General features: G+C 42.4%; 21 protein-coding genes. 17 read left to right on the top strand and 4 right to left on the bottom strand.

The genetic code is table 11. The annotated features are described in order from the left end of the window. Window positions 1-38: 38 nt before the first annotated feature. Complete coding sequence (locus tag MHH61_RS13575) at window positions 39-605, top strand: class D sortase (protein WP_125587340.1); 567 nt, start codon at window positions 39-41, stop codon at window positions 603-605. A 37-nt stretch (window positions 606-642) separates the two neighbouring features. Here the strand turns inward: MHH61_RS13575 and MHH61_RS13580 are convergent, their stop codons facing one another. Next, complete coding sequence (locus MHH61_RS13580) at window positions 643-1,551, bottom strand: RluA family pseudouridine synthase (RefSeq protein ID WP_125587339.1); 909 nt, start codon at window positions 1,549-1,551, stop codon at window positions 643-645. A 109-nt stretch (window positions 1,552-1,660) separates the two neighbouring features. Here MHH61_RS13580 and MHH61_RS13585 point away from each other — a divergent pair, with 109 nt between their 5' ends. The 14 genes from MHH61_RS13585 to MHH61_RS13650 all read left to right on the top strand — a co-directional run bounded on the left by MHH61_RS13585 (window position 1,661) and on the right by MHH61_RS13650 (window position 18,407). Next, on the top strand, window positions 1,661-2,008 hold the full coding sequence (locus tag MHH61_RS13585) for a DUF5365 family protein (protein ID WP_041109882.1): 348 nt from the start codon (window positions 1,661-1,663) through the stop codon (window positions 2,006-2,008). Window positions 2,009-2,315: 307 nt separating this feature from the next. Next, window positions 2,316-2,981, top strand: coding sequence for an HAD family hydrolase (locus tag MHH61_RS13590; protein ID WP_034282284.1), 666 nt, complete (start codon window positions 2,316-2,318; stop codon window positions 2,979-2,981). 15 nt (window positions 2,982-2,996) lie between these two features. Continuing rightward, window positions 2,997-4,535: a bifunctional GNAT family N-acetyltransferase/carbon-nitrogen hydrolase family protein gene (locus tag MHH61_RS13595; RefSeq protein WP_012009394.1), complete on the top strand. Its 1,539-nt coding sequence runs from the start codon at window positions 2,997-2,999 to the stop codon at window positions 4,533-4,535. A 347-nt stretch (window positions 4,536-4,882) separates the two neighbouring features. Beyond that, window positions 4,883-5,299: a VOC family protein gene (locus MHH61_RS13600; RefSeq protein WP_024425308.1), complete on the top strand. Its 417-nt coding sequence runs from the start codon at window positions 4,883-4,885 to the stop codon at window positions 5,297-5,299. Window positions 5,300-5,379: 80 nt separating this feature from the next. Beyond that, window positions 5,380-6,297, top strand: a complete 918-nt coding sequence (locus tag MHH61_RS13605) for an AEC family transporter (RefSeq protein WP_125587338.1) — start codon at window positions 5,380-5,382, stop codon at window positions 6,295-6,297. A gap of 32 nt (window positions 6,298-6,329) precedes the next feature. Beyond that, a complete protein-coding gene (locus tag MHH61_RS13610; RefSeq protein WP_125587337.1) occupies window positions 6,330-7,922 on the top strand; it encodes a PucR family transcriptional regulator ligand-binding domain-containing protein in 1,593 nt (530 codons plus the stop codon). A gap of 255 nt (window positions 7,923-8,177) precedes the next feature. Beyond that, a complete protein-coding gene (locus tag MHH61_RS13615; protein ID WP_125587336.1) occupies window positions 8,178-9,518 on the top strand; it encodes an aspartate aminotransferase family protein in 1,341 nt (446 codons plus the stop codon). Between the two features lie 158 nt (window positions 9,519-9,676). Continuing rightward, complete coding sequence (locus tag MHH61_RS13620) at window positions 9,677-10,234, top strand: glycerol-3-phosphate responsive antiterminator (RefSeq protein WP_024425304.1); 558 nt, start codon at window positions 9,677-9,679, stop codon at window positions 10,232-10,234. Window positions 10,235-10,449: 215 nt separating this feature from the next. Continuing rightward, the gene (locus MHH61_RS13625; RefSeq protein WP_024425303.1) at window positions 10,450-11,265 is read left to right on the top strand and encodes an MIP/aquaporin family protein; all 816 of its coding nucleotides are present in this window, start codon (window positions 10,450-10,452) and stop codon (window positions 11,263-11,265) included. 15 nt (window positions 11,266-11,280) lie between these two features. Further along, a complete protein-coding gene (gene glpK / locus MHH61_RS13630) occupies window positions 11,281-12,777 on the top strand; it encodes a glycerol kinase GlpK (protein WP_024425302.1) in 1,497 nt (498 codons plus the stop codon). A 139-nt stretch (window positions 12,778-12,916) separates the two neighbouring features. Continuing rightward, the gene (glpD, locus tag MHH61_RS13635) at window positions 12,917-14,578 is read left to right on the top strand and encodes a glycerol-3-phosphate dehydrogenase (RefSeq protein WP_024426602.1); all 1,662 of its coding nucleotides are present in this window, start codon (window positions 12,917-12,919) and stop codon (window positions 14,576-14,578) included. Between the two features lie 135 nt (window positions 14,579-14,713). After that, the gene (locus MHH61_RS13640) at window positions 14,714-16,459 is read left to right on the top strand and encodes a phospho-sugar mutase (protein ID WP_125587335.1); all 1,746 of its coding nucleotides are present in this window, start codon (window positions 14,714-14,716) and stop codon (window positions 16,457-16,459) included. Window positions 16,460-16,614: 155 nt separating this feature from the next. Then, window positions 16,615-17,760: a GAF domain-containing sensor histidine kinase gene (locus MHH61_RS13645; protein ID WP_125587334.1), complete on the top strand. Its 1,146-nt coding sequence runs from the start codon at window positions 16,615-16,617 to the stop codon at window positions 17,758-17,760. Continuing rightward, entirely contained in the window at window positions 17,757-18,407 is a 651-nt protein-coding gene (locus MHH61_RS13650; RefSeq protein WP_039177456.1) for a response regulator transcription factor, read from the top strand. Before MHH61_RS13645 ends, MHH61_RS13650 begins: the two co-directional genes overlap by 4 nt. 400 nt (window positions 18,408-18,807) lie before the next feature. Here MHH61_RS13650 and MHH61_RS13655 read toward each other — a convergent pair whose 3' ends face one another. Then, window positions 18,808-19,056, bottom strand: a complete 249-nt coding sequence (locus MHH61_RS13655; RefSeq protein WP_024425297.1) for a YhdB family protein — start codon at window positions 19,054-19,056, stop codon at window positions 18,808-18,810. 248 nt (window positions 19,057-19,304) lie between these two features. On the opposite strand from MHH61_RS13655, the gene MHH61_RS13660 reads away from it, so the two are divergent. Further along, entirely contained in the window at window positions 19,305-19,568 is a 264-nt protein-coding gene (locus tag MHH61_RS13660) for a YqzG/YhdC family protein (RefSeq protein ID WP_224929232.1), read from the top strand. A gap of 144 nt (window positions 19,569-19,712) precedes the next feature. Here the strand turns inward: MHH61_RS13660 and MHH61_RS13665 are convergent, their stop codons facing one another. Continuing rightward, window positions 19,713-21,188, bottom strand: coding sequence for a catalase (locus MHH61_RS13665; RefSeq protein ID WP_125587333.1), 1,476 nt, complete (start codon window positions 21,186-21,188; stop codon window positions 19,713-19,715). A gap of 159 nt (window positions 21,189-21,347) precedes the next feature. Then, complete coding sequence (locus tag MHH61_RS13670) at window positions 21,348-21,779, bottom strand: Rrf2 family transcriptional regulator (RefSeq protein WP_024425294.1); 432 nt, start codon at window positions 21,777-21,779, stop codon at window positions 21,348-21,350. A gap of 183 nt (window positions 21,780-21,962) precedes the next feature. Between MHH61_RS13670 and MHH61_RS13675 the strand changes: the two genes are divergently transcribed. Beyond that, window positions 21,963-23,162 (top strand): globin domain-containing protein, encoded by a 1,200-nt coding sequence (locus tag MHH61_RS13675; RefSeq protein WP_125587332.1) that lies wholly within the window; start codon window positions 21,963-21,965, stop codon window positions 23,160-23,162. Window positions 23,163-23,222 lie beyond the last annotated feature (60 nt).

Raw genomic sequence — 23,222 nt, forward strand, 5'->3', positions numbered from 1 at the left:
TCATCTAAGAGAAATGTAACAGGTAAAGGAGTTTAAGCATGAAAAAGTGGCTTGCACTTACTGTGATGACAGCAGGAATTTTCTTGCTTGGCTGGGGAATTTGGCAAATCGCCTCTACGCACCTTCAAACAGCACAATCATTAGAAGACGCGAAGAAAGCGGTAGCGGACGATCAAAGGATGTCAAAGAAGCAGTTTTCTCCTGAAGTGGGGAAAGCCTCTGGCATCCTGACGATTCCGAAATTAAAAGCAGACCTACCCATTGTCGAAGGGACAGATGCGGATGATCTTGCCAAAGGAGTCGGGCATTACAAAGGCAGTTATTACCCTGATCAAAAGGGACAAATCGTCCTATCTGGCCATCGTGACACGGTATTTCGCCGAACAGGTGAATTGAATATTGGCGATCAGCTGAAAATCACTGTGCCGTATGGTGAGTTTGTTTATGAAATCACACATACGAAAATCGTGGATCAGCATGATACATCCATTATTACTTTGCAGAATAAAAAGGAAGAGCTCGTGTTAACGACATGCTATCCATTTCATTTCGTCGGCAATGCACCAGAGCGGTACATTATTTATGCCAAAAGAGCATCTGTCTAATGAAGAAAGAGCCTGCTTATCAAAAGCAGGCTCATTTTTAATGAATGATCTCGTCCATGAGCTGAGCCATATCTAGTGGAAGCGGTGCTTCTATGCTCAGTTGCTCACCTGTAAAAGGATGTGTCATGTCTACTTGTTTGGCGTGAAGAGCGCATCTGTTGATATAAGCGCGAGCGCCGCCATAAAGTGAATCCCCGGCTAAAGGATGCCCGAGACTGCTAAGATGGACACGAATTTGATGTGTTCTTCCGGTCTCAAGTTGCAGCTTAACAGCTGTCATTTGCAGACGTTTATTAGTGTCCATAACCTGAAAGTGAGTGACAGCACTTTGACCAGTAGGAGAGATTCTTCGTCTGACGGCATGATGCTTGTCACGGCCGATCGCTGCCTCGATAGTGCCTTTCTTTTTCTTGAAAAGTCCTTCTGCGATAGCGATGTAGGTTCGGCTGATCGTTTTTTTAGAAAGCATTTGATCAAGCACAGCATGAGCTAATCTGTGTTTGGCAAAAATGACCGTGCCGCTTGTGTCTTGATCGAGTCTGTGGATATGTCTCACTCGCTTTTCCTCGCCATTTGCTTGAAAATGAAAGGCCACAAGGTTTGCCAGTGTGCCCGTTTGTCCCTTTTCATTCGGGTGCGTTGGTCGTCCAGCGGGCTTTTGCACAATCAATAAGTGCTCGTCCTCAAAGAGCACCTCTAATTCACCATATTCTGGCGTCACATCACTTTCTTCCGTTTCAAATAAATCGATCAGGATGTGATCGCCTGTACTAACCTTTGCCGCGTGATGGGCAGGCTTTTGATTTAAACGTATTTTTTGATGCTCCATCCAAAAATGGATAATCGGTTTTGAGGCCGACACGGCTGTTTTTAAAAACTGACTCAGTGAAGTGTCATGATCGTGCTCACCTGCTTTTAGCGAGAGCGTGTGTCCGTTAATGTTCATGATATCCGTTCCTTTCTTTGGGTATATATAGGAAACACTTACCTTGGCGAACGCCTTTTTTTCTGTGCTATTCTGAATGGAGAAATAACGACAGAGAGGTAGATGCCACGTGAGAATAATGAAAGCTGCTACAGACATGCAAGAGCAGGCAATTGAAGAAATATCAAAGGATGTTGAAGATCTTCTATCCCATGCTGTCGGTGAAAACCCAGCTGCGCGTCAACAAGAACGCCCGCTGACCTTTGTTGAAGGGGTTTATAACGGAACGATGGACGATGCTTTTCGTATTTTATCGGGACTTCAGCTATTACATACCATTATTGTAAAACCTAAACGCCATATTACAAAGCGTGATCGTGAGCTATTCGAGCGAAATCGTGATCAGGTCAATGCATGCGGCTTTTCTTTTCCGTTTGATTTAGACGATTTTGCCAGCCGCCGTCTTCAAAATGCGTAAAAGTTGGTGTGAACTTCCTTGTTAACTTACAAGGCTGCCGCACATACTATTTTTAAGGGAACGGAGAAACCTTAAGATCTGTAATACCAAACCCGCTCTTTTTCAACATTGCCTATTTCTCCACGAATCGGAGCGCTTGGATCTCTTGCAGAATAACCGAACACGGGTAGGAGCCTGACAAAATGGTACAGGCTCCTTTTATACATAATGATTTTAGCAGACATTCATCTTTGAAAGTCAATTTTATTCACGATATGATAGCATTGAGTATCATATTAAAGACTTTCGTAAAAAAGGAGTGGCCTCGTTGGTAAAGGCGATTATATTTGATTTTGACGGATTAATTTTAGATACAGAAACACATGAATATGAAGTTTTACAAGAAATGTTTGCAGAGCATGAGTCGGAGCTGCCTCTTTCTGTATGGGGCAACGTCATCGGGACGCAGGCAGGCTTTAAGCCTTTTGAATACTTAGAAAAGCAGCTAGGAAAGACGCTCGATCATGAGGCACTCACAGCGGACCGGCGTTCTCGTTTTCAAAAGAGAATGAAGGATGAATCAGCACGACCTGGCGTAGAAGCTTATTTACAGGCAGCGAAGGAGCTTGGAATCAAGATTGGACTTGCTTCCAGCTCAGACTATAAATGGGTGTCTGATCACCTGAAGCAAATTGGTCTTTTCGATTACTTTGAATGTATCCGCACGTCAGATGATGTGGAAGAAGTCAAACCTCATCCAGAGCTTTATTTGCAAACCGCAAGCTGCTTAGGTGTAGAGCCAAAGGATTGTGTGGCATTTGAGGATTCAGTGAATGGATCAATTGCTGCCAAACGCGCAGGCATGAAATGCGTCATCGTCCCAAACAAAGTGACGAGCACGCTGCAGTTTGAAGAATATGATGTCAGATTAGAATCCATGGCTGAAATCGAATTGCTCCAGCTATTCCATCAGCTTGAAAAAGAGGATCAGTAAGGGGGCAAAAACATCATGGCAGAAAAACTCGATTTAACGCGGTTTGAAAAAAGAATGGTGATCCGTAATATCCGGGAAGAAGATATTGACCGAATCATCGCCTTGCAGGAGGTATGCTTTCCGGGCATGGACCCTTGGAAACGAGAGCACCTTGAAAGCCATCTTGAGCATTTCCCAGAAGGTCAGTTTTGTGCTGAATTTGAGGGAGAAATCATTGGCTCTTGTTCAAGTTTATTAATTAACTTTGATGAATACGATGACCGTCATACTTGGCAGGACATCACAGATGATGGGTACATCACTAACCATAATCCAGATGGGATGAATATGTATGGAATTGAAGTGATGGTTAGTCCTGAATACCGCCGCATGAAAATTGGCCATCGTTTATATGAAGCAAGAAAAGACTTAGCGAGAAGATTAAATTTAAAAAGCATCATCATTGGCGGACGCATCCCGAATTATCATAAATACCAAGAGGAAATGACGCCTCGTCAATATGTGGAGCAGGTCATGCTTCACCAAATTTATGATCCTGTTTTATCTTTTCAGCTGTTAAATGAATTCAGCCTCATGCGGATCAATCCGAATTACTTGCCGGATGATAAGGCATCGAGCACATATGCCACGTTAATGGAATGGAACAACGTCGATTATCGTCCGCAATCGAAGAGATATTATAAATCGGCATTCCCAGTTCGTATTTGCGTCATTCAATATGCGATGAAACAAATTCATTCCTTCGAGGAATTCATGAATCAGGTGGAGTATTATGTTGATGTCGCATCAGATGCGTCAGCTGACTTTGCCGTATTCCCAGAAATTTTTACAACGCAGCTCATGTCTTACTTAGAGGAGCGCTCCCCAAGTCTTGCAGTGCAAAGGATCACAGAATATACCGAGGACTACATTAATTTGTTCACAGACCTTTCTGTGAAGTACAACATTAACATCATTGGCGGATCCCATTTCGTTGAAGAGGAAGGGAAAATCTACAATATCGCTTATTTATTTAGACGTGATGGAACAATTGAAAAGCAATATAAGCTCCATATCACACCGAATGAAAGAAAATGGTGGGGGATTTCAGCAGGTGATCAGGTTCGGGTATTTGATACAGACTGTGGTAAAATTGCAATCCAAATTTGCTACGATATTGAATTTCCTGAGCTTGCTCGAATTGCAGCTGATAAAGGAGCGAAAATTATTTTTACTCCGTTCTGTACAGAAGACCGCCAAGGCTATTTAAGAGTGCGTTACTGTGCACAGGCTAGAGCGGTTGAAAACCAGATTTATACCGTTATCTCAGGAACTGTCGGAAACCTTCCGCAAACCGAAAATATGGATGTCCAATATGCACAGTCAGCGATTTTTGCCCCATCTGACTTTGAATTTGCAAGAGATGGGATTGTAGGAGAATGTAATCCGAATATAGAAATGGTCGTCGTTGGCGATGTCGATTTAGAAATTTTAAGAAGACAGCGGCAAGATGGAACGGTACGTCAGCTCAAAGACCGAAGAAGAGACGTGTACCATATTGAATATAAGAAATAATGAAAGGAAGCGCCTGTCACAAGGCGCTCCAGCGCACAGACAAACCCTCGCATTCGGTGTCAGATCTGCGCTCCAGTGCTCACGAATGTTTCATTCGCTCCGCTCCGGTGCTCGACCTTCCTAGACTGCAAAGGTTTTCTATCACGCTGAAAAGAAGCGCCTGTCACAAGGCGCTTTTTTTTGATTAAGAGACACAGTAGCAGCACGAGCGCTGCTACCTGTTCAAGATTCATCATCATTTTTTGCTTAAATAAGATGGAGAGCTTATTTTTTCATGCGATAAAGGGATGCCGGAGCAAAATCTGAATATACTGAAAGGAGATCATGTGTTCAAAAAGGAGAGGAACATGGGACGACAAGCTAAACATTTGTATATCAATTTACCGGTAAAGCATGTCAAGGAATCAAAGGCTTTTTTTGAGCAGCTGGGTTTTGACTTTCAAGAGCAGCTGACGAATGATCAGGCAGCTTGTTTGGTCATTGGTGACACCATTACGGTCATGCTGTTAACCCATAAGCATTTTCAAACCATCTCAGAAAAACAATTGGTGGATGCAAGGCAGGGATCAGAGGTCATTGTCTCTATGCGGGTTGATTCACGAAAAGAGGTCGATGAGCTGGTGGAGCAGGCGATGGCAGCAGGCGGGTCACCGTTTAAGGAAAAGCAGGATCATGGGTTCATGTACGGTTGGAGCTTTCAGGATCTTGATGGTCATTTGTGGGAAGTGTTCTATTTGGATGAGGAGAGAAGCGGCCTTTCATAAGGGTGCTTCTTTTTTATTGTTTAACAGTGGTATGATTATGAGGAAGAATAGGAATTCATCTAGAGAAAAGTAGGTGCAGCATGGAGTTTTTACTTGTCTTACTGCCAGTGTTCGGTATTTTCCTTATCGGGTATATTGGGCAGAAGGCCATTGGTTTTGACATACATACGCTCTCATCAATGTCTTTATATTTAATGTCACCATTTCTTGCGTTTGAAACCTTTTATCAAAACAAAGTGTCGATGGACTATGTGTACCTATCTATTTTTGTCGTCGGACTTTGTCTTTCACTTGTTTTATGTGTCTTTATTTTATCTCGTATTTATGGTTATTCGAAGGAAATGTATTGTGCCATGATTCTGTCGTCAGCATTTATGAACAATGGGAATTACGGCACGCCTGTTGTCCTGCTTGTCTTCGGAGCGGCAGGTTTAGATATTGCCATCGTCTTAATGGTGCTGCAGCAGCTTGTCATGAGTACGATCGGTATGTATTATGCAGCAAAGGGCGGAGAGGATGCAGGGGATGGGAAGGTCGTGCTGAAAAAAGTGCTGCGTATGCCGGTTGCATATGGGGCACTCCTCGGTCTATTATTTCAGCTGATGGATCTTACACTACCTAAAGAGGTGATGACGGGTATCCAGCTTGTGGGAGATGCCGCCATACCGACGATTATGCTTATTTTAGGCATGCAGCTTGCCGTCATTTCTTTTAAGCAAGTGGATTATCGCAATATTTCTTATGCTGTATTGCTGAAGCTGTTTATTTCACCACTCATCGCATTTGGCTTTACACTCATTTTACCGGTAGATGATCTAGTGAAACAAATTATGATCTTAGTTGCAGCCATGCCGACAGCAGCAAATACCACGCTGATGGCTGTACAATTTCGAACGAAGCCTGAGTTTGTCTCAAGCACGACATTTCTCAGTACCGTTTTAAGCATTGTGACATTACCAGTTTTATTATGGATTTTATCTATGCACCCTCTGGGATAGGGGATAGGCGGCAAACAAAGGGGGACATATCAATGAATGCAGATGTTCATTTTCAAGTGAGTGATGTGTTGAAAACAAAGTATTTTGCCCATGCAAAAGTGTTAGCAGGAGAAAAGGGATTGTTTCGGCAGGTCAAATGGGTCCATGTGCTAGAAGTGCCTGCTGTAGAAGATTTGTTAAATGGGGGAGAGCTCATATTAACCACAGCCGCAGGCTTTCATGATCAATTGGATGTGTTTCAAGCATTTTTAAAACAGCTGATCGATTCTGGTGCGGCAGGCTTATGTATTGAATTTGTTCCGCTCAGATTCGATGTGCCGGAAGAACTGATTGCGTATGCAGAAGAAAGAGATTTTCCGCTGATTTTGTTTACAAAAGAAGTGAAATTCGTCAACATCACACAGCATCTCCATACGATGATGATTGAACGCCAGTATCAAATGATGGCTGATTTAGAAGCACTGTCATCAAAACTGAATGAGCTTTTGCTGACTCCGCATCCGCAGATGGATATTTTGGATCAAGTGTATCAGCACGTAAGGGGCATTCTTTTACTCATTCCTGTTCAGGGGGAGCCGATTATTTTATGTGATTCCTCCAAACAAACCGAAGAGCTGGTCATGAATTATTTACAGTTTGCTTCCTTGCCAAAAGGATACGAAGTGACCAAAAAAGAAGTGCTTGCACTCAAGCAGACATTTGCAGACCTTGTGCTCATTCATCAAACAAACACACTCTCAGAATTCGAACTGCTCGTAATGGATAAAGGGGCAAATGCTCTTGCCCAGCAAACGCTAAGAGAGCTTTATACAGAAGAGCTGAAGAAGACAAAAGAGAACGAATGGCTGCAAAAATGGTTCCAAGAAGAGCATACAGAAAGAGATATTTTAGAGCATCTTGAAGAAACAGAAGGATTGAAAAAGCCAACCGGCTGTGTGGTGATGCTCTTTCAAAAGCATCATCAAATCGAAGAAATCGCAGGAAATCTTTATTTTCTCGTATCTTGCCGCTCTATCTTTCAGCGAGCGGGTTTCCATTTGATTCCTTATGAGCATCAAGGACAAACCTTGTTTATTTTATTGAACACGAGAAAGAAGGAGGATTGGAAAGAGCGTGCAGAGAGGGCTGCGAGCGATATCAAACAATTGTATGAGCGCGAGCAGCCCCGCGGAACTGTGATCAATTTTGGCATCGGTCCATATTGTGAACAGTTTCAGCATATGAGAAAAAGCTTTCAAGCAGCCAAAGAAGTGCTGCATTTAAAGAAAGTGATGCCCCAGCGTGTGGAAAGCCCATTTTATCAAGATTTGCATATGCTCCGTCTCATGCCTGTCATGAAGGAAAGCGGACTGCTTGAATGTATGGTGAAAGAGTATTTGGAGCCTGTCATTTTATATGATAAGCAAAATAGCGGCAGACTTTATCAAACGCTGAATATCTTTTTACAGACAAACGGTTCTAAAAAGGAAACTGCAAGCCAGCTCTATATTGTCAGGCAGACGCTTTATCATAGACTAGATAAACTGCAAGCATTGCTTGGCGAGGATATGATGCAGGCACCGAAACGACAGGCGCTTGAATTTGCGATTCTTGCATATGAATTCCTGCAAGGAAATGACCGTTAACGAGGTATGTTAGATTTGCTAAGCATCCTAGTAGAGTGTCTTACGGTTCTTTTCAATCAGTTGACGATCTGTCTAATGTAATGGGCCCGGCCCCTTTTTTATAATGAAAGTAATGGTTGGTTCTCTCTTACGGGCGGCCTAGTTTCAGTTTCATATGCCTCCCTTTTCAGCCATATAATGAATAGAGGGGCAATGTGCTGCTGAACCGGTTTAAGCTTCTTTAATGATGAAAACGGATACATGGGGGTCGGGAAGATGAAAATACATGAGCAGGCTCAAAATCTTCAGGCGAAAGATGATCAGTTGATCTGGCATCATATGAAAGGGACAAACAAGGAAAATGAAAGCATGGTCATTCACAAGGCAGAAGGCGCATGGGTGACTGATATTCATGGGAATCGCTATTTAGACGGGATGTCAGGTCTTTGGTGTGTAAATGCCGGTTATGGCAGAAAAGAGCTTGCAGAAGCGGCATATGAGCAGCTAAATACAATGCCTTACTATCCGCTGACGCAAAGCCATGTGCCAGCGATTCAGCTGGCTGAAAAGCTAAATGAATGGCTTGGCGGGGACTATGTCATCTTCTTTTCTAACAGCGGTTCTGAAGCCAATGAAGCCGCTTTTAAGATCGCCAAACAATATCATGCGCAAAAAGGAGAGAGCACAAGAACAAAGTTCATCTCCAGGTATCGGTCGTATCACGGTAATACCGCAGCAGCTCTTGCTGCAACGGGGCAGGCGCAGCGTAAATATAAATATGAGCCATTAGGTCAAGGCTTTATCCATGTCGCACCGCCTGATATGTATCGTCATCCTGAGGATCAAGAGACTTTGGCAAGTGCAACGGCAATCGATCAAGCCATGACGTGGGAACTAAGTGAGACCATTGCTGGGGTCATTATGGAACCGATTATTACAGGCGGCGGTATCTTAATGCCGCCAAAAGGGTATTTGAAGAAGGTCAAAGACATCTGTGAGGCTCATGGAGCGCTTCTCATTGTGGATGAAGTCATCTGCGGCTTTGGCCGGACAGGGAAGCGGTTTGGTTTTATGCATGAAGATGTAAAGCCGGACATCATCACAATGGCAAAAGGGATCACAAGCGGCTATTTACCTCTTTCTGCAACGTGCGTGAAACGAGAAATCTATGAAGCCTATGCAGGGGAAGATACGTATGACAGGCTGCGCCATGTAAATACATTTGGCGGTCACCCTGCTTCTTGTGCGGTGGCCCTTGCCAACCTAGAGATCATGGAAACCGAGAAATTAGTAGAACGGTCTGACACACTTGGGCAAGACATGCTTGAACGTTTGCAAGAGTTAAAAGAGCATCCATTTGTCGGTGATGTCAGAGGGAAAGGCCTGCTGTTTGGTATTGAACTTGTTCAGGATCAACAGTCTAAAAAACCGGCTGATCCACAGGTGGTCGGTCAATTGATTGCAGAATGTAAAAAACGCGGACTGATCATCGGGAAAAATGGTGATACGGTTGCCGGCTATAATAACGTTGCCCAGCTTGCACCGCCGCTAAATATAACAGCCGAAGACGCTTCATTTATTATCAACACGCTAAAAGAAAGCATGGCACAGTTATAGCAGAGAGATTTCTCTGCTTTTTTCTATGGGAAGAGCACATACATTAAGATCTGCTAGGTGAAATCGGCATTGGATACACTAGGTGTATTGAAAAATAGAAGAGATTCTATTACTGTTAGGAGAAGACTGAACCAATACACTTTAGAAGGAGACGGCATATGAGTTTTCATGATCAACCCATTCTACCTGCTGTTCGCAATATGAAGCAATTTGAGGAATTTTTAAAAAGTCCATTTACATATGGGGTCTTACTTGATGTGCATTTAGGCCGGCTAAAGGGCATCATGAATGAGGCAAATGCCCATCATAAAAAAATGTTTGTCCATGTCGATCTCATTCATGGGATCAAACATGATGAGTATGGAACGGAATTTATTTGTCAGGAAATGAAGCCGGCAGGAATTATTTCTACTAGGTCTTCTGTCATAGTAAAAGCCAAGCAAAAAAAGGTATATGCCATTCAGCGAATGTTTTTACTTGATACAAGTGCGATGGAAAAAAGCATGGAGTTCGTAGGAAAACACCGCCCAGATTTTATTGAAGTATTGCCAGGGGTCGTACCGGATTTAATTACAGAAGTGCGCGAGCGAGCTGGAATTCCAATATTTGCAGGCGGGTTTATCCGTACAAAAGAAGATGTAGAAAGAGCGCTTGAAGCGGGAGCTACAGCTGTGACAACATCGAATACAGCCCTTTGGAAAGCGTTCCAAAAGTGAAAAAGATAAAATGTGAAAATTGATTGACAACGTTTTCATCCTCTGATACTATAGCACTAAGTTAATATCATGTGATGGAGAAACGGAGATCCACAACAGCGCTTTACTAGGTGACAAATGACCCTGATGTAAAGTATGTTTGTTGTGGATCTTTTTTCTTTATCTTTTTTTACACATTCATAGGGGATGGCAACTGAACCAGAGGAGGAATTTTCATGACACCATTTTGGGGTGAAGTAGTAGGTACAATGCTTCTCATTATTTTTGGAGGCGGTGTATGTGCGGCAGTCAATTTAAAGAAATCGCTCGCATATCAGTCCGGCTGGATTGTAATCGCTTTCGGATGGGGATTTGCAGTAGCCATAGCAGCTTATGCAACAGGTGGAATCAGCGGAGCACATTTGAATCCAGCACTAACAATTGGGCTTGCACTAGAAGGAAGTTTTCCTTGGGCTGATGTACCAATGTATATTGCCGGTCAAATGCTTGGCGCATTAATAGGAGCTATTATTGTCTTTTTACATTACTTACCGCACTGGAAAGCAACAGACGATCCAGGTGCAAAGCTGGGTGTATTCTCAACTGGTCCTGCGATTCCGCATACTTTTGCAAACGTACTTAGTGAAGTCATCGGTACATTTGTATTGGTTCTAGGAATCTTAGCGATTGGTGCAAATAAATTCGCAGACGGAATCAATCCGCTGATTGTTGGATTCTTAATTGTCGCAATTGGTCTTTCTTTAGGTGGAACAACTGGTTATGCAATCAATCCTGCACGTGATTTAGGTCCGAGAATTGCACATGCGATTCTGCCGATTCCAGGTAAAGGTCCATCGAATTGGAAGTATGCTTGGGTGCCAGTCGTTGGTCCAATTTTAGGCGGCGCATTTGGCGGTGTTTTCTACAATGCAGCTTTTAAAGCGAACATCACACCAGCCTTTTGGATTGTAAGCGTTATTTTAGTTGTGGTATTGTTAGGACTCTATGTCTCTACGAAAAATCAAACAAATGCTGTAAATGAAAGTATGTAAGGGGAGGAAAACACCATGGCAAAAGAAAAATATATTCTCGCTTTAGATCAAGGGACAACAAGCTCAAGAGCGATCTTATTTGATCAAGAAGGCAAAATTGCACATACAGCTCAGAAGGAATTTAATCAATATTTTCCGAACCCAGGCTGGGTAGAACATAATGCAAATGAAATTTGGAGTTCTGTTCTATCCGTCATTTCAACTGCTTTAATTGAATCAGGCATTGAAGCAGATCAAATCGCCGGTATCGGAATTACGAACCAGCGTGAGACAGCTGTTGTTTGGGATAAACATACAGGCGCACCCGTTTATAATGCAATTGTTTGGCAGTCTAGACAAACGTCTGGCATTTGTGAAGAGTTAAAAGCGCAAGGACACAATGAAACGTTTAGAAATAAAACAGGTCTTCTCATTGATGCTTATTTCTCAGGGACAAAAGTAAAATGGATTTTAGACAATGTAGAAGGTGCTCGTGAGAAAGCAGAAAATGGCGACTTGCTGTTTGGCACAATTGATACATGGCTCATCTGGAAGATGACAGGCGGTCAATCACACGTCACAGATTACTCCAACGCGTCAAGAACGTTAATGTTCAACATTTACGATCTGAAATGGGATGAAGAATTACTTGAGATCCTTGGCGTACCTGCTTCTATGCTTCCAGAGGTGAAACCATCTTCACACATCTATGGTGAAACAACAGACTATCACTTCTTCGGCAGAAATATCCCGATTGCAGGAGCGGCGGGAGACCAGCAGTCTGCACTATTCGGTCAGGCTTGCTTTGAAGAAGGAATGGCGAAGAACACGTATGGCACAGGATGTTTCATGTTGATGAATACAGGGGAAAAAGCAATTAAGTCGGATCATGGTTTATTAACGACAATTGCATGGGGCATTGACGGTAAAGTTGAATATGCTTTAGAAGGAAGTATTTTCGTAGCTGGTTCAGCGATTCAGTGGCTGCGCGACGGACTGAGAATGTTTAAAGACTCAAAAGACAGCGAAGCCTATGCGGAGCGCGTTGAGTCAACAGATGGCGTATATGTCGTTCCAGCATTTGTTGGTCTAGGCACACCATACTGGGACAGTGATGTCAGAGGCGCTGTATTCGGATTAACACGCGGTACTTCTAAAGAGCACTTTGTCCGTGCAACGTTAGAATCACTTGCTTATCAAACGAAGGATGTTTTAGATGCGATGGAAAAGGATTCAAACATCTCATTAAAAACTTTGCGTGTGGATGGCGGAGCTGTAAAGAATGATTTCTTAATGGGCTTCCAAAGTGATTTGCTGGATGTACCAGTAGAGCGTCCAGAAATTAATGAAACGACGGCACTCGGTGCGGCCTATCTTGCGGGAATAGCAGTTGGCTTCTGGAACGACCGTTCAGACATTGCAAAACAATGGAACCTTGACAAGCGCTTTGACCCTAAAATGGAAGAGGACAGCCGTGACTCGTTATACAGCGGGTGGAAAAAGGCTGTAAAAGCAGCTCAAGCTTTCAAATAAACCAAAAGTATGGTATACTTCAAGTAAGTTAATAGAACGGTTGGAGAACTGGAGAGACCGCAGGCACCGAAGTGTAGAAATACGCTTTGGGTGTTTGCGGTCTCTTTTTCTTTACCGTACAACATGGGAGGAACAAGAGATGACTTTTTCTAGCTTAGAAAGAGAACAAATGCTTCAGGAAATGACAAAAAAACCATATGATGTGTTTATCATTGGTGGGGGTATAACAGGCGCTGGTACAGCACTTGACGCGGCTTCACGCGGAATGCGTGTCGGTCTTGCAGAAATGCAGGATTTCGCAGCAGGTACTTCCAGCCGCTCAACGAAACTAGTGCACGGCGGACTTCGTTATTTAAAACAATTTGAAGTAAAAATGGTCGCAGAGGTCGGTAAAGAGCGTGCCATTGTATACGAAAATGGTCCTCATGTGACAACGCCAGAATGGATGCTTCTTCCGATGCATAAAGGCGGGACATTTGGTAAGTTTTCAACCTCTATTGGACTGAGAGTGTATGACTTTTTAGCTGGCGTAAAGCATAGCGAACGCAGAAGCATGCTAAGTGCGAAAGAAACACTTGAAAAAGAACCGCTTGTCAAAAAGGACGGCTTAAAAGGCGGCGGCTACTATGTTGAATACCGTACAGATGATGCACGCCTCACAATTGAAGTCATGAAAGAGGCTGTGAAATTCGGAGCGGAAGCGGTCAACTATGCGAAAGTAAAAGAATTTATTTATGATAAAGGCAAAGTGGTTGGTGTTGTCATTGAAGATGTCATGACGCAGAAAACATACGATGTGTATGCGAAGAAGATCGTCAACGCGACAGGTCCATGGGTAGATCAGCTGAGAGACAAGGACCACTCAAAAGAAGGAAAACACTTACAGCATACAAAAGGAATTCACTTAGTATTTGACCAATCGGTCTTCCCATTAAAACAAGCGATTTACTTTGACACGCCTGATAAACGTATGGTCTTTGCCATTCCAAGAGAAGGCAAAACGTACGTTGGAACAACAGATACAGTGTACAAAAAACAGCTGGAGCACCCGCGTATGACAAAAGCCGATCGTGACTATGTCATCCAAGCGATTCAGTACATGTTCCCTGACCTCAATATTACAGAAAAAGATGTAGAATCCAACTGGGCCGGTCTTCGTCCGCTCATTCATGAAGAGGGCAAAGATCCTTCAGAAATTTCTCGTAAAGATGAAGTGTGGACATCATCTTCAGGCTTAATCACCATTGCTGGCGGTAAATTAACAGGCTACCGTAAAATGGCTGAGCATATTGTCGATCTAGTACGTGATGGATTGAAACAGGAAACGGGCAAAGATTACGGACCATGTAAAACAAAGCATATGCCAATCTCAGGCGGCCATGTAGGCGGATCTAAAAACATGGCAGCCTTTGTTCAAGCGAAAACAGCAGAAGGCGCATCTGTTGGTTTAACAGAACCGATTGCACAAAAACTAGCTGAAAAATATGGTTCAAACGTCAGCAGTGTCTACAAACGAGTAGAGCAGCTTCAAGGGGAAGCAGACAAACGAAACATTCCAGCATATGTGCTGGCAGAGCTTGTCTATGCGATCGAAGAAGAACTAGCTGTAACACCTGTCGATTTCTTCTTAAGAAGAACAGGAAGCCTATTATTTAATATCAATTGGGCAAAAAAATACGCACAGCCTGTTGTTGACTACATGGCAGAGCGTTTTGGCTGGGATGAAGCAGCAAAACAGAAACATCAAACAGAATTAGATCAACTATTCCATGAAGCAGTCGTACCGCTTGATGCTGAATAAAAAGAAAAGCCGATCATGCATCGGCTTTTTTAATTGTCCATCGTAATTTTGGATATAGCATGACATTAAGGATGATTCGATATAAAATATAAGTAGATATTATTTATAATGATGGCAATAAATAGGAGGACGACCATGAGTTGGAAGACGAATTATGAGCGATGGATCAATGAGAAGCACCTGGATACTGAACTAAAGGAATGGCTGGAGACGCATCAAGATGACCACCAGGCACTTGAAGACTGTTTCTACAAAAACCTTGAGTTCGGCACTGGAGGAATGCGCGGTGAGATTGGTGCAGGCACGAACCGAATGAATGTGTACACTGTTCGTAAAGCATCAGCAGGTCTTGCTGCGTATATTGCGAAACATGGAGAGGATGCAAAAAATAGAGGCGTCGCCATTGCATATGATTCACGCCATAAATCGCCTGAATTTGCGATGGAAGCAGCTAAAACACTTGCTTCACAAGGCATTCAAACGTACGTATTTGATGAATTGCGTCCGACACCAGAGCTCTCCTTTGCGGTTCGTGAGCTGCATGCATTTGCTGGAATCGTCGTGACAGCAAGTCATAATCCACCAGAATATAATGGCTATAAAGTGTATGGTGAAGATGGCGGGCAGCTGCCTCCATTTGAAGCAGATCAAGTCATTCAAGAAGTAGATGCAATTGAAAATGAACTGTCGATTTCAGTTGACTCTGAAGAAACGTTGAAACAGCAAGGGCTGATCAAAATAATCGGAGAAGAAATCGACCATGCTTATATTGAAAAATTAAAAACCATTAGTGTGCACCCTGAGCTGGCACATGAGGTCGATGTCAAAGTCGTGTTTACTCCGCTTCATGGGACAGCCAATCACCCTGTCAGAAACGGGCTGCAGGCTCTTGGATATCAGCATGTCACTGTTGTGCCTGAGCAGGAAAAACCAGATCCACAATTCTCAACAGTGACCTCGCCGAATCCAGAGGAGCATGCAGCATTTGAGTACGCCATCAAGCTTGGTGAAAAACAAAATGCAGATATCCTTATTGCCACAGACCCAGATGCTGACAGGTTAGGCATTGCGGTCAGAGATCACGAAGGAGAATTTACCGTCTTAACAGGCAACCAAACAGGCGCTCTGCTGCTCCATTATTTATTATCTGAAAAACAAAAGCTGGGTCAGCTGCCGCCTCGTCCCGTTGTGATGAAAACCATTGTTACAAGTGAGCTTGGGCGCGCTGTAGCATCAGCTTTTGGTGCCGACACGATAGACACACTCACAGGCTTTAAATTTATTGGAGAAAAAATTAAGCAGTTTGAAAAGAGCGGAGAATACACGTTTCAATTCGGTTATGAAGAGAGCTATGGCTATTTGATCGGTGACTTTGCCCGAGATAAAGATGCGGTGCAAGCGGCACTTTTAGCCGTTGAAGTCGCTGCTTTCTATAAAAAGCAGGGCAAGTCCTTGTACGAAGCGCTTGTTGATATTTTCAAGCAGTTTGGATTTTACCGGGAAGGATTAAAGTCGTTAACCTTAAAAGGAAAAGAAGGAGCAGAGCAGATTTCAGCGATCCTTCATACCTTTAGAACAAACCCGCCAGCTGCCATCGCAGGGCAGCGCATCACAGTGATTGAGGATTATCAATCAAGTCAAAGACAACTTGTGGCTGAAAAGAAAGAGGAAACCATTCACCTGCCAGCATCAAATGTGCTGAAATACTTCCTTGAGGATGGTTCGTGGTTCTGCTTAAGACCTTCCGGCACTGAGCCTAAAGTGAAATTTTATATTGCAGTCAAAGGCACGTCTTTAACAGATAGTGAAGAAAAGTTAAAGCATTTGTCAGAAGAAGTGATGAAAGTCGTTTATGATATTGTGGAAGAAACAGCGAAATAACGAAAGACAAGGCCATCGTGTATGAATACATGATGGCTTTTTCTCAGCCAAAAGGATGAGAAGAAATCATTCTTTTGGAGAAAGAGCGACGAGAGGGCTCATGGTATAATGAGCGTAATGAGAAGTGAAGGCTGCAAATGCCGGGGGTAAACATTATGGGAGAATACCAAGAGAAGGTTGAAACATTAAAAACGTTAAAAGAAATTGCTGAAAAGCTAAATGAAGGCATGGAAATGAAAGAAACGCTCCATGAAGTACTCCACATGCTGATGGATGTCACAGGCTTTCATTCAGCATGGATTTATTTTATAGAAAAAGACGGGTCATATGAACTGATGGCAGAGGTTTCCTTACCTGAAGCACTCGCAAAGCATCAAAAGCAGCTCATGTGTCAAAATGATTGTTATTGCATCAACCGTTACACAAAAGGCACACTGCAATCAGCCACCAATATTATTAATTGCAAACGGATTGAAACGGCGATTGAAGAAAAGCTTGGGGATACAGAAGGAATTACTCATCATGCGACCGTACCGCTACAAGCGTGTAAGCGTACGTTCGGCTTATTAAATGTGGCAGCAAAAGGAAAAGTTACGTTTACGCAAGAAGAGCTGAATTTGCTTGAAAGCATTGCACTTCAAATTGGCACTGCCATTCAGCGGATGAAGCTTGTGCAAAATGAACAGCAGCACGCACTTTTGGAAGAAAGAAACCGGCTCGCACAGGACTTGCATGATTCTGTCAACCAAATGCTGTTCTCTGTGAGTCTGACGGCAAAGGCTGCACGGCAAATGACAAGCGATCAGAATTTAGGAGAAATGATTGATTTTATTCAGCATTTGTCACAAGACGCTCTGATTGAAATGCGGTCACTCATTTGGCAGCTGAGACCAAGAGGCCTTGAAAAGGGGTTTACGACAGCAATTGAAGAGTATGCACAGCTTTTAGGATTACGCTGCAACTTATCTTTATTAGGCTGTATAGAAATGGATCATTCACACAATGAAACTTTGTTTCGGGTATGTCAAGAAGCACTGAATAACTGTCAAAAACATGCGGAAGTAGAAGAAGTCGAGGTCAAGCTTGAGCAATCAAAAGACACGTTGGAGATGAAAATCATTGACCACGGAAAAGGTTTTCAATATGACGAGCAGATGAGCCTTCCTTCACTTGGGCTGAAAGGGATGTCTGACCGCATCCAAAGAGCAGGTGGTACATTTTGTATCCATTCAGAGTTAGGAAAAGGAACAACGATTCATGTAAAAGTGCCATTTTCACAAGAAAGGAAGGGATCGTCATGAGAGTTGTCATTGCAGATGATCATCATATTGTGAGAAAGGGCCTGGTGTTTTTCTTACAGACACAGCCTGATGTGGACATCGTTGGTGAGGCGTCCAATGGGCAAGAGGCATTAGAGGTTGTCAGAGATACTCAGCCTGACATTGTCTTAATGGATTTGTCTATGCCTGTCATGAATGGCATTGAGGCAACGAAACAAATGACGCTGGAAATGCCGGACACCCGCATTGTGATCCTGACAAGCTATGCGGACAAAGATTATGTGATTCCCGCCATTCAAGCAGGGGCGAAAGCCTATCAATTAAAAGATGTAGCACCAGAAAAGCTGCTTTCGACCATGATTGAAGTACAAAATGGCACCTATCAGTTAGATGGTCATATCACGACTTTTCTTGTGCAGCATCTGACAGAGCCAAAAGAACAGAAATGGGCATTGATGAAAGAGCTTACCAATAGAGAGCGAGATGTTTTATTTGAGATTGCAAAGGGCAAAAGCAACAAAGAAATTGCCTCATCGCTGTTTATTTCTGAAAAGACTGTCAAAACGCACGTATCCCATGTATTATCAAAATTAGAGCTGGCAGATCGAACCCAAGCGGCTCTGTATGCAGTGGATTATCAAAAAAATCAGCCAAAAGAGCTGCTATGACAGACTAAAACTTTTAAGCGCACATTCAATTCAGTGAATTGAATAAAGAGTTGGTTATTTGACGTGCCCTTTTGCGTAAAAAGAGAAGTATGAACAGCCTAATTTCTAATAGAAAAACAAATAAAAGACTTGATGAGAGTATGCTCATCAAGTCTTTTTTTATTCTAAAGGAGGTGATGAGCTGGTCAATCAAAGGTGAATGTAAAATCTGAGGGGATCAAGTGGAGGCATATGAATTAGTAAGTGATGACAAATTAGAGCTTTAATAAGCTTGTGATCCATACATTATCTCTAACGCTTCCGTCTATTTCATATCAGCCACTTTATGTTCCCAGCACTGAGCACTGCTAATTGTATGGAAAAGGGAAGGGCTAAAAAAATTCATTTTAGCCCTTTTTCTTTATGTGTACATCGGTTGTGAATAAACTTCAGCAGCAGCAGCCTCTGAAGCGTGGTCAATGTACTGCAGGAGCCCATATAAACATTTTTCAACATCTGCATCGTTCCGGTTAAATTGATACGCATGTAAGAAATGCTCAATACGTTTCGAGAGCAAATCATCTTGCGTACGTACCATAAGAATAAGTAAATTATCCCATTGCGAGCGATGCGTATAATAAAGTGCTTTATCATAATCCGCCACATTCATTAAACCTTCTCCTTTCCCTTGAGAAGTCCTCATTAGTTTGCTCGGAACATATCGACTTTTTCAGGGGAAAAGTTGGTGTCCGCATGAATTGCGTACCGGGAATTATAGGCTGAATAATTGCTTCATGTATGAAAAAGGATCAGCCAGCTAAAGCTAAACAAAACATATATGAAAGTGAGATCAATGATATCATGCAGTCGAAATGGTGGATGCTTATTGCAGCAGGAATCGTTTTGCTTGGCAGTTTGATGATTCATCCTGCATCAAAAGCAGCGGTGCAGCCGTTTGAAAATTGGGAAAGACTCGCGTACACAGCGTTGCAAGATGAATATAAAGGTGCCGCTTTAAACGATTATCATTACATTGGCCGGACAGAAGTAAATGATGAGCAGACAAAAGATGTGTTTCGCGTAACTGTTAAGGAAGGCTCAACTCGCTTTGCCGCACATGCAGAAATTTATTTTCATCCGGTGACCGGTCATTTGATTAGTATTAACGTGTTTCGACTATAAAGAAGCACCTTTTTTTGTAAAAGGTGCTTGAGGTGTTCTGACAAACCCTCAATAACTGCCTTTACTAGCACGCTCAAAAAAAGACAAAGGGCCAAAATTAAGATCATTTTAGCCCTTTGTCCAACAATTTATTTCGAAATGGAATTACTTCATGCTACCTTGAAGATAAGCGCGAATATCCACACCAAGTGAATCTGCTAATCGCTGGCCGTAATCTTCATCGGCACGATAGAAGTTGCAGATTGCAAGTAATTTTGTTTGGTCATTCACATCTTTCAAATCAGCTGTTAGGTTTTTAATCAATGCTTGTTTCTCTTCTTCAGAGTAGCTTCGATATTTTTCTCCAGCTTGTTTCAAATCGTTCGGTTTTTCAATTTTTTGTCTCACCATACGGTCACCGTGAAGAACTGGCTCACTTTCTTTGTAGTGAGGGTTTTCTTTTGGCTGATCGGCATAACGGTTTGGTTCATAGTTAATATGACCGCTTGGACGAGTCGTTGTCATAAAGCCATCCTGCTGGTTATTGTGTACAGGTGCATAAGGGCAGTTAACCGGAATGCGCATGTAGTTCGCACCAAGACGGTGGCGCTGAGTATCAGGATATGAGAACAGACGGCCTTGAAGTAGTTTATCTTCAGATGCCTCAATTCCTGGAACAAATGCACTTGGCGTGAAAGCAGACTGTTCTGTTTCAGCAAAGAAGTTCTCAGGATTGCGGTTGAGTGTCATGCGTCCTACTTTTTGAAGCGGGTAATCTTCCTCGCTCCACGTTTTTGTTGGGTCACATGGATCATAATCAAGGTCATCATAATCGCTAAGCGGCATAAGCTGAACATATAAGTCCCATGCTGGGAAGTTGCCTTTTTCAATGCGGTCATATAAATCTCTTGTCGCATGCTGGAAATCGTTTGCTTGAATTTCCGCTGCTTCTTCCATAGATAAGTTGCGAATACCTTCAGAAGGTCTCCAGTGATATTTCACATATTTTGCTTCGCCGTATTTGTTCACCCATCTAAATGTATGCACACCAGAACCGCGCATTTCAGCGTAGCTTGCAGGGATTCCTTCGTCAGAGAAAAGCCATGTGAGCATATGAGTGGATTCAGGCGTTAAGGTCATAAAATCCCAATAACGGTCAGGATCTTGAATATTGGTTACAGGATCTGGCTTGAGAGAGTGAACCATATCAGGGAATTTCAATGCATCACGAATAAAGAAGATCGGCAAGTTGTTACCAACGAGATCATAGTTTCCTTCTTCTGTATAAAATTTGACAGCAAAGCCGCGCGGGTCACGCAATGTTTCAGGTGAACCTTTCGGATGAATAACGGTAGAGAAGCGAACAAAAACGTCTGTTTGTTTTCCTTCTTCACTTAAGAAGGCTGCTTTTGTATGTTTCTCCATGCTGTTTTCTACTTCAAACACACCGTAAGCGCCGGCGCCTCTTGCATGAACGACGCGCTCTGGAATACGTTCACGGTCAAAGTGTGCAAGTTTTTCAATCAAATGGTAATCATCAAGAAAGGTAGGTCCGCGGTGACCAGCTGTTCTTGAGTTTTGGTTATCGCCAACAGGCACGCCTTGGTTCGTTGTCAAATTTTTATGATTTGAATTTGTCATTCTTTTCTCCTCCTGTAAACAAAAAAGTGTTTTCTAGCAATCTATATACCCTAATTATATTGAATCAAACATGATAGTCAATATTTATTTATAATAATTTTAAATAAATTATTATTACAAGAAGGTAAAGAAAAAGACGAAAGAATAAATTCTTTCGCCTTAAAGCAGGAGCTCTCTAAGAGCATCTTTGTTTTGTGTTAAATCGTTTAGTGTGTATCGGTCTAGAACGCTTAAATAAGCAGTGAGTGCTTCATGAAGTACATGCTTTAATGAACAAATTGGGGAGATGATGCAGCTGTTTTTCTTTGGATCAAAGCATTCAACCATGACTAAATCATCCTCTGTATAACGGACAACCTCTCCAATATTAATGCTTTCTGGGCTTTTTCCAAGCCTGATCCCGCCATTTCTTCCGCGAATCGTTTCCACATACCCGCGTTTTCCAAGATGATAAATCACCTTCGTCAGATGATTTTTAGAAATGCCATAAACATCGGCGATCTGCTGAATATTTGACAGTTCATTATTTTCTCTCGAAGCTAAATAAATGAGTACCCTTAATGAGAAATCTGTGTAATTCGTAAGTTTCATTTTGACGACCTCTAAACCTAATAGAGTTTTGTATCATCGTAACACATTTTAGACAAAAACTGTTCGAGAAAGTGTAAAATGTGACAACATTTAAAACATGTATTATAAATATTGCTTTTAGAGACTGTCATCTATTACGATAAAGATGTATTTAAAATACTTCTTTTGAAAGAAGGAATGACGATGTTATCTAAAGATCAAATGAATGCAATAAAGCAATCAGCTCCTCTACTAAAAGCCGAGGGAACCAAACTTGTCACTGTTTTTTATCAAAATATGATTCGCCAGCACCCGGAGCTGCTCAATCAATTTAATAAAACAAATCTGATGAACGGAAGTCAGCCAGAGGCACTTGCTGCGACACTATATCAAGCTGCACTGCACATTGATCGGTTAGAGGAATTACTTTCTGCGGTCAAACAAATTGCCCATAAGCATGTCAGTGTCATGGTCAAAAAAGAACAATACCCAATTGTCGGATATCACCTGATTGAAGCGATGAAAGAGGTGTTTGGCTTAAGAGAAGAAGATGCCACTTTATTAGCTTGGAAAGCTGCATATGACATCATTGCGAATATTTTCATGACCATAGAAGCAGAAATGATGGATGAAAATGTGAAACAGACAGGCGGATGGGCAGATGTGAAGCCGTTTGTGATTAAGAAAAAGAAGCAAGAATCTCCATCCCTTATCTCTTTTTATTTAGTACCAGAAGATGAATCAGAGCTGCCAATGTATAAAGCAGGTCAATACATTACGGTTCAGGCAGATATGCCAGGAGAAGCCTATATGTGCAGCAGACAATACAGCTTATCAGACGAGCATCATCCATCTTATTACCGTATTACAGTGAAGCGTGACGGTCATGTGTCTACATTTTTGCATGATGAAATGGAAGAAGGGGACGTTCTTCAAGTGAGTATGCCGCAGGGAATGTTCTGTTTGCAAGATGACATAAAAGAGCCTGTTTATTTCATCAGTGCTGGGTCTGGTGTTACACCAATGATTGGTTTAGTGAAAACTGCCGCACAAAACAGCCAGACATTCACGATGATTCATGCAGATCGATTAGAGGATGTAAACGCTTTTGAAAATGAGTTTGAACGCGTTCTAGCTTCAGCTTCCTATGGGCGCATCATTCTATGTAATGAACAATTTGCGCAGTCTGGAAAGGGTGAGCTTGTTGAGAAAGCGGTTTCCCGCATTGATCGTCCATTTCTTCAATCGGTGATCGGAGAAGGGAAAGGCCAATTTTATCTATGCGGTTCCCCGGTGTTTACACAGGAGATCATTCATATTTTAAAAGAGCTGGGAATTCCAACAGACCATATTCATTTCGAAGCATTTGGCGGGCAATCCACGAAAGAAATGGAAGTCGTCTAAACGGTTGGAGGAACATCATGTTTTTTTACATACGCTCATATAGTAGGGATAAGTCCGATG

The organism is Bacillus sp. FSL K6-3154 (assembly GCF_040869395.1).
Taxonomy (GTDB): Bacteria; Bacillota; Bacilli; order Bacillales; family Bacillaceae; genus Bacillus; species Bacillus safensis.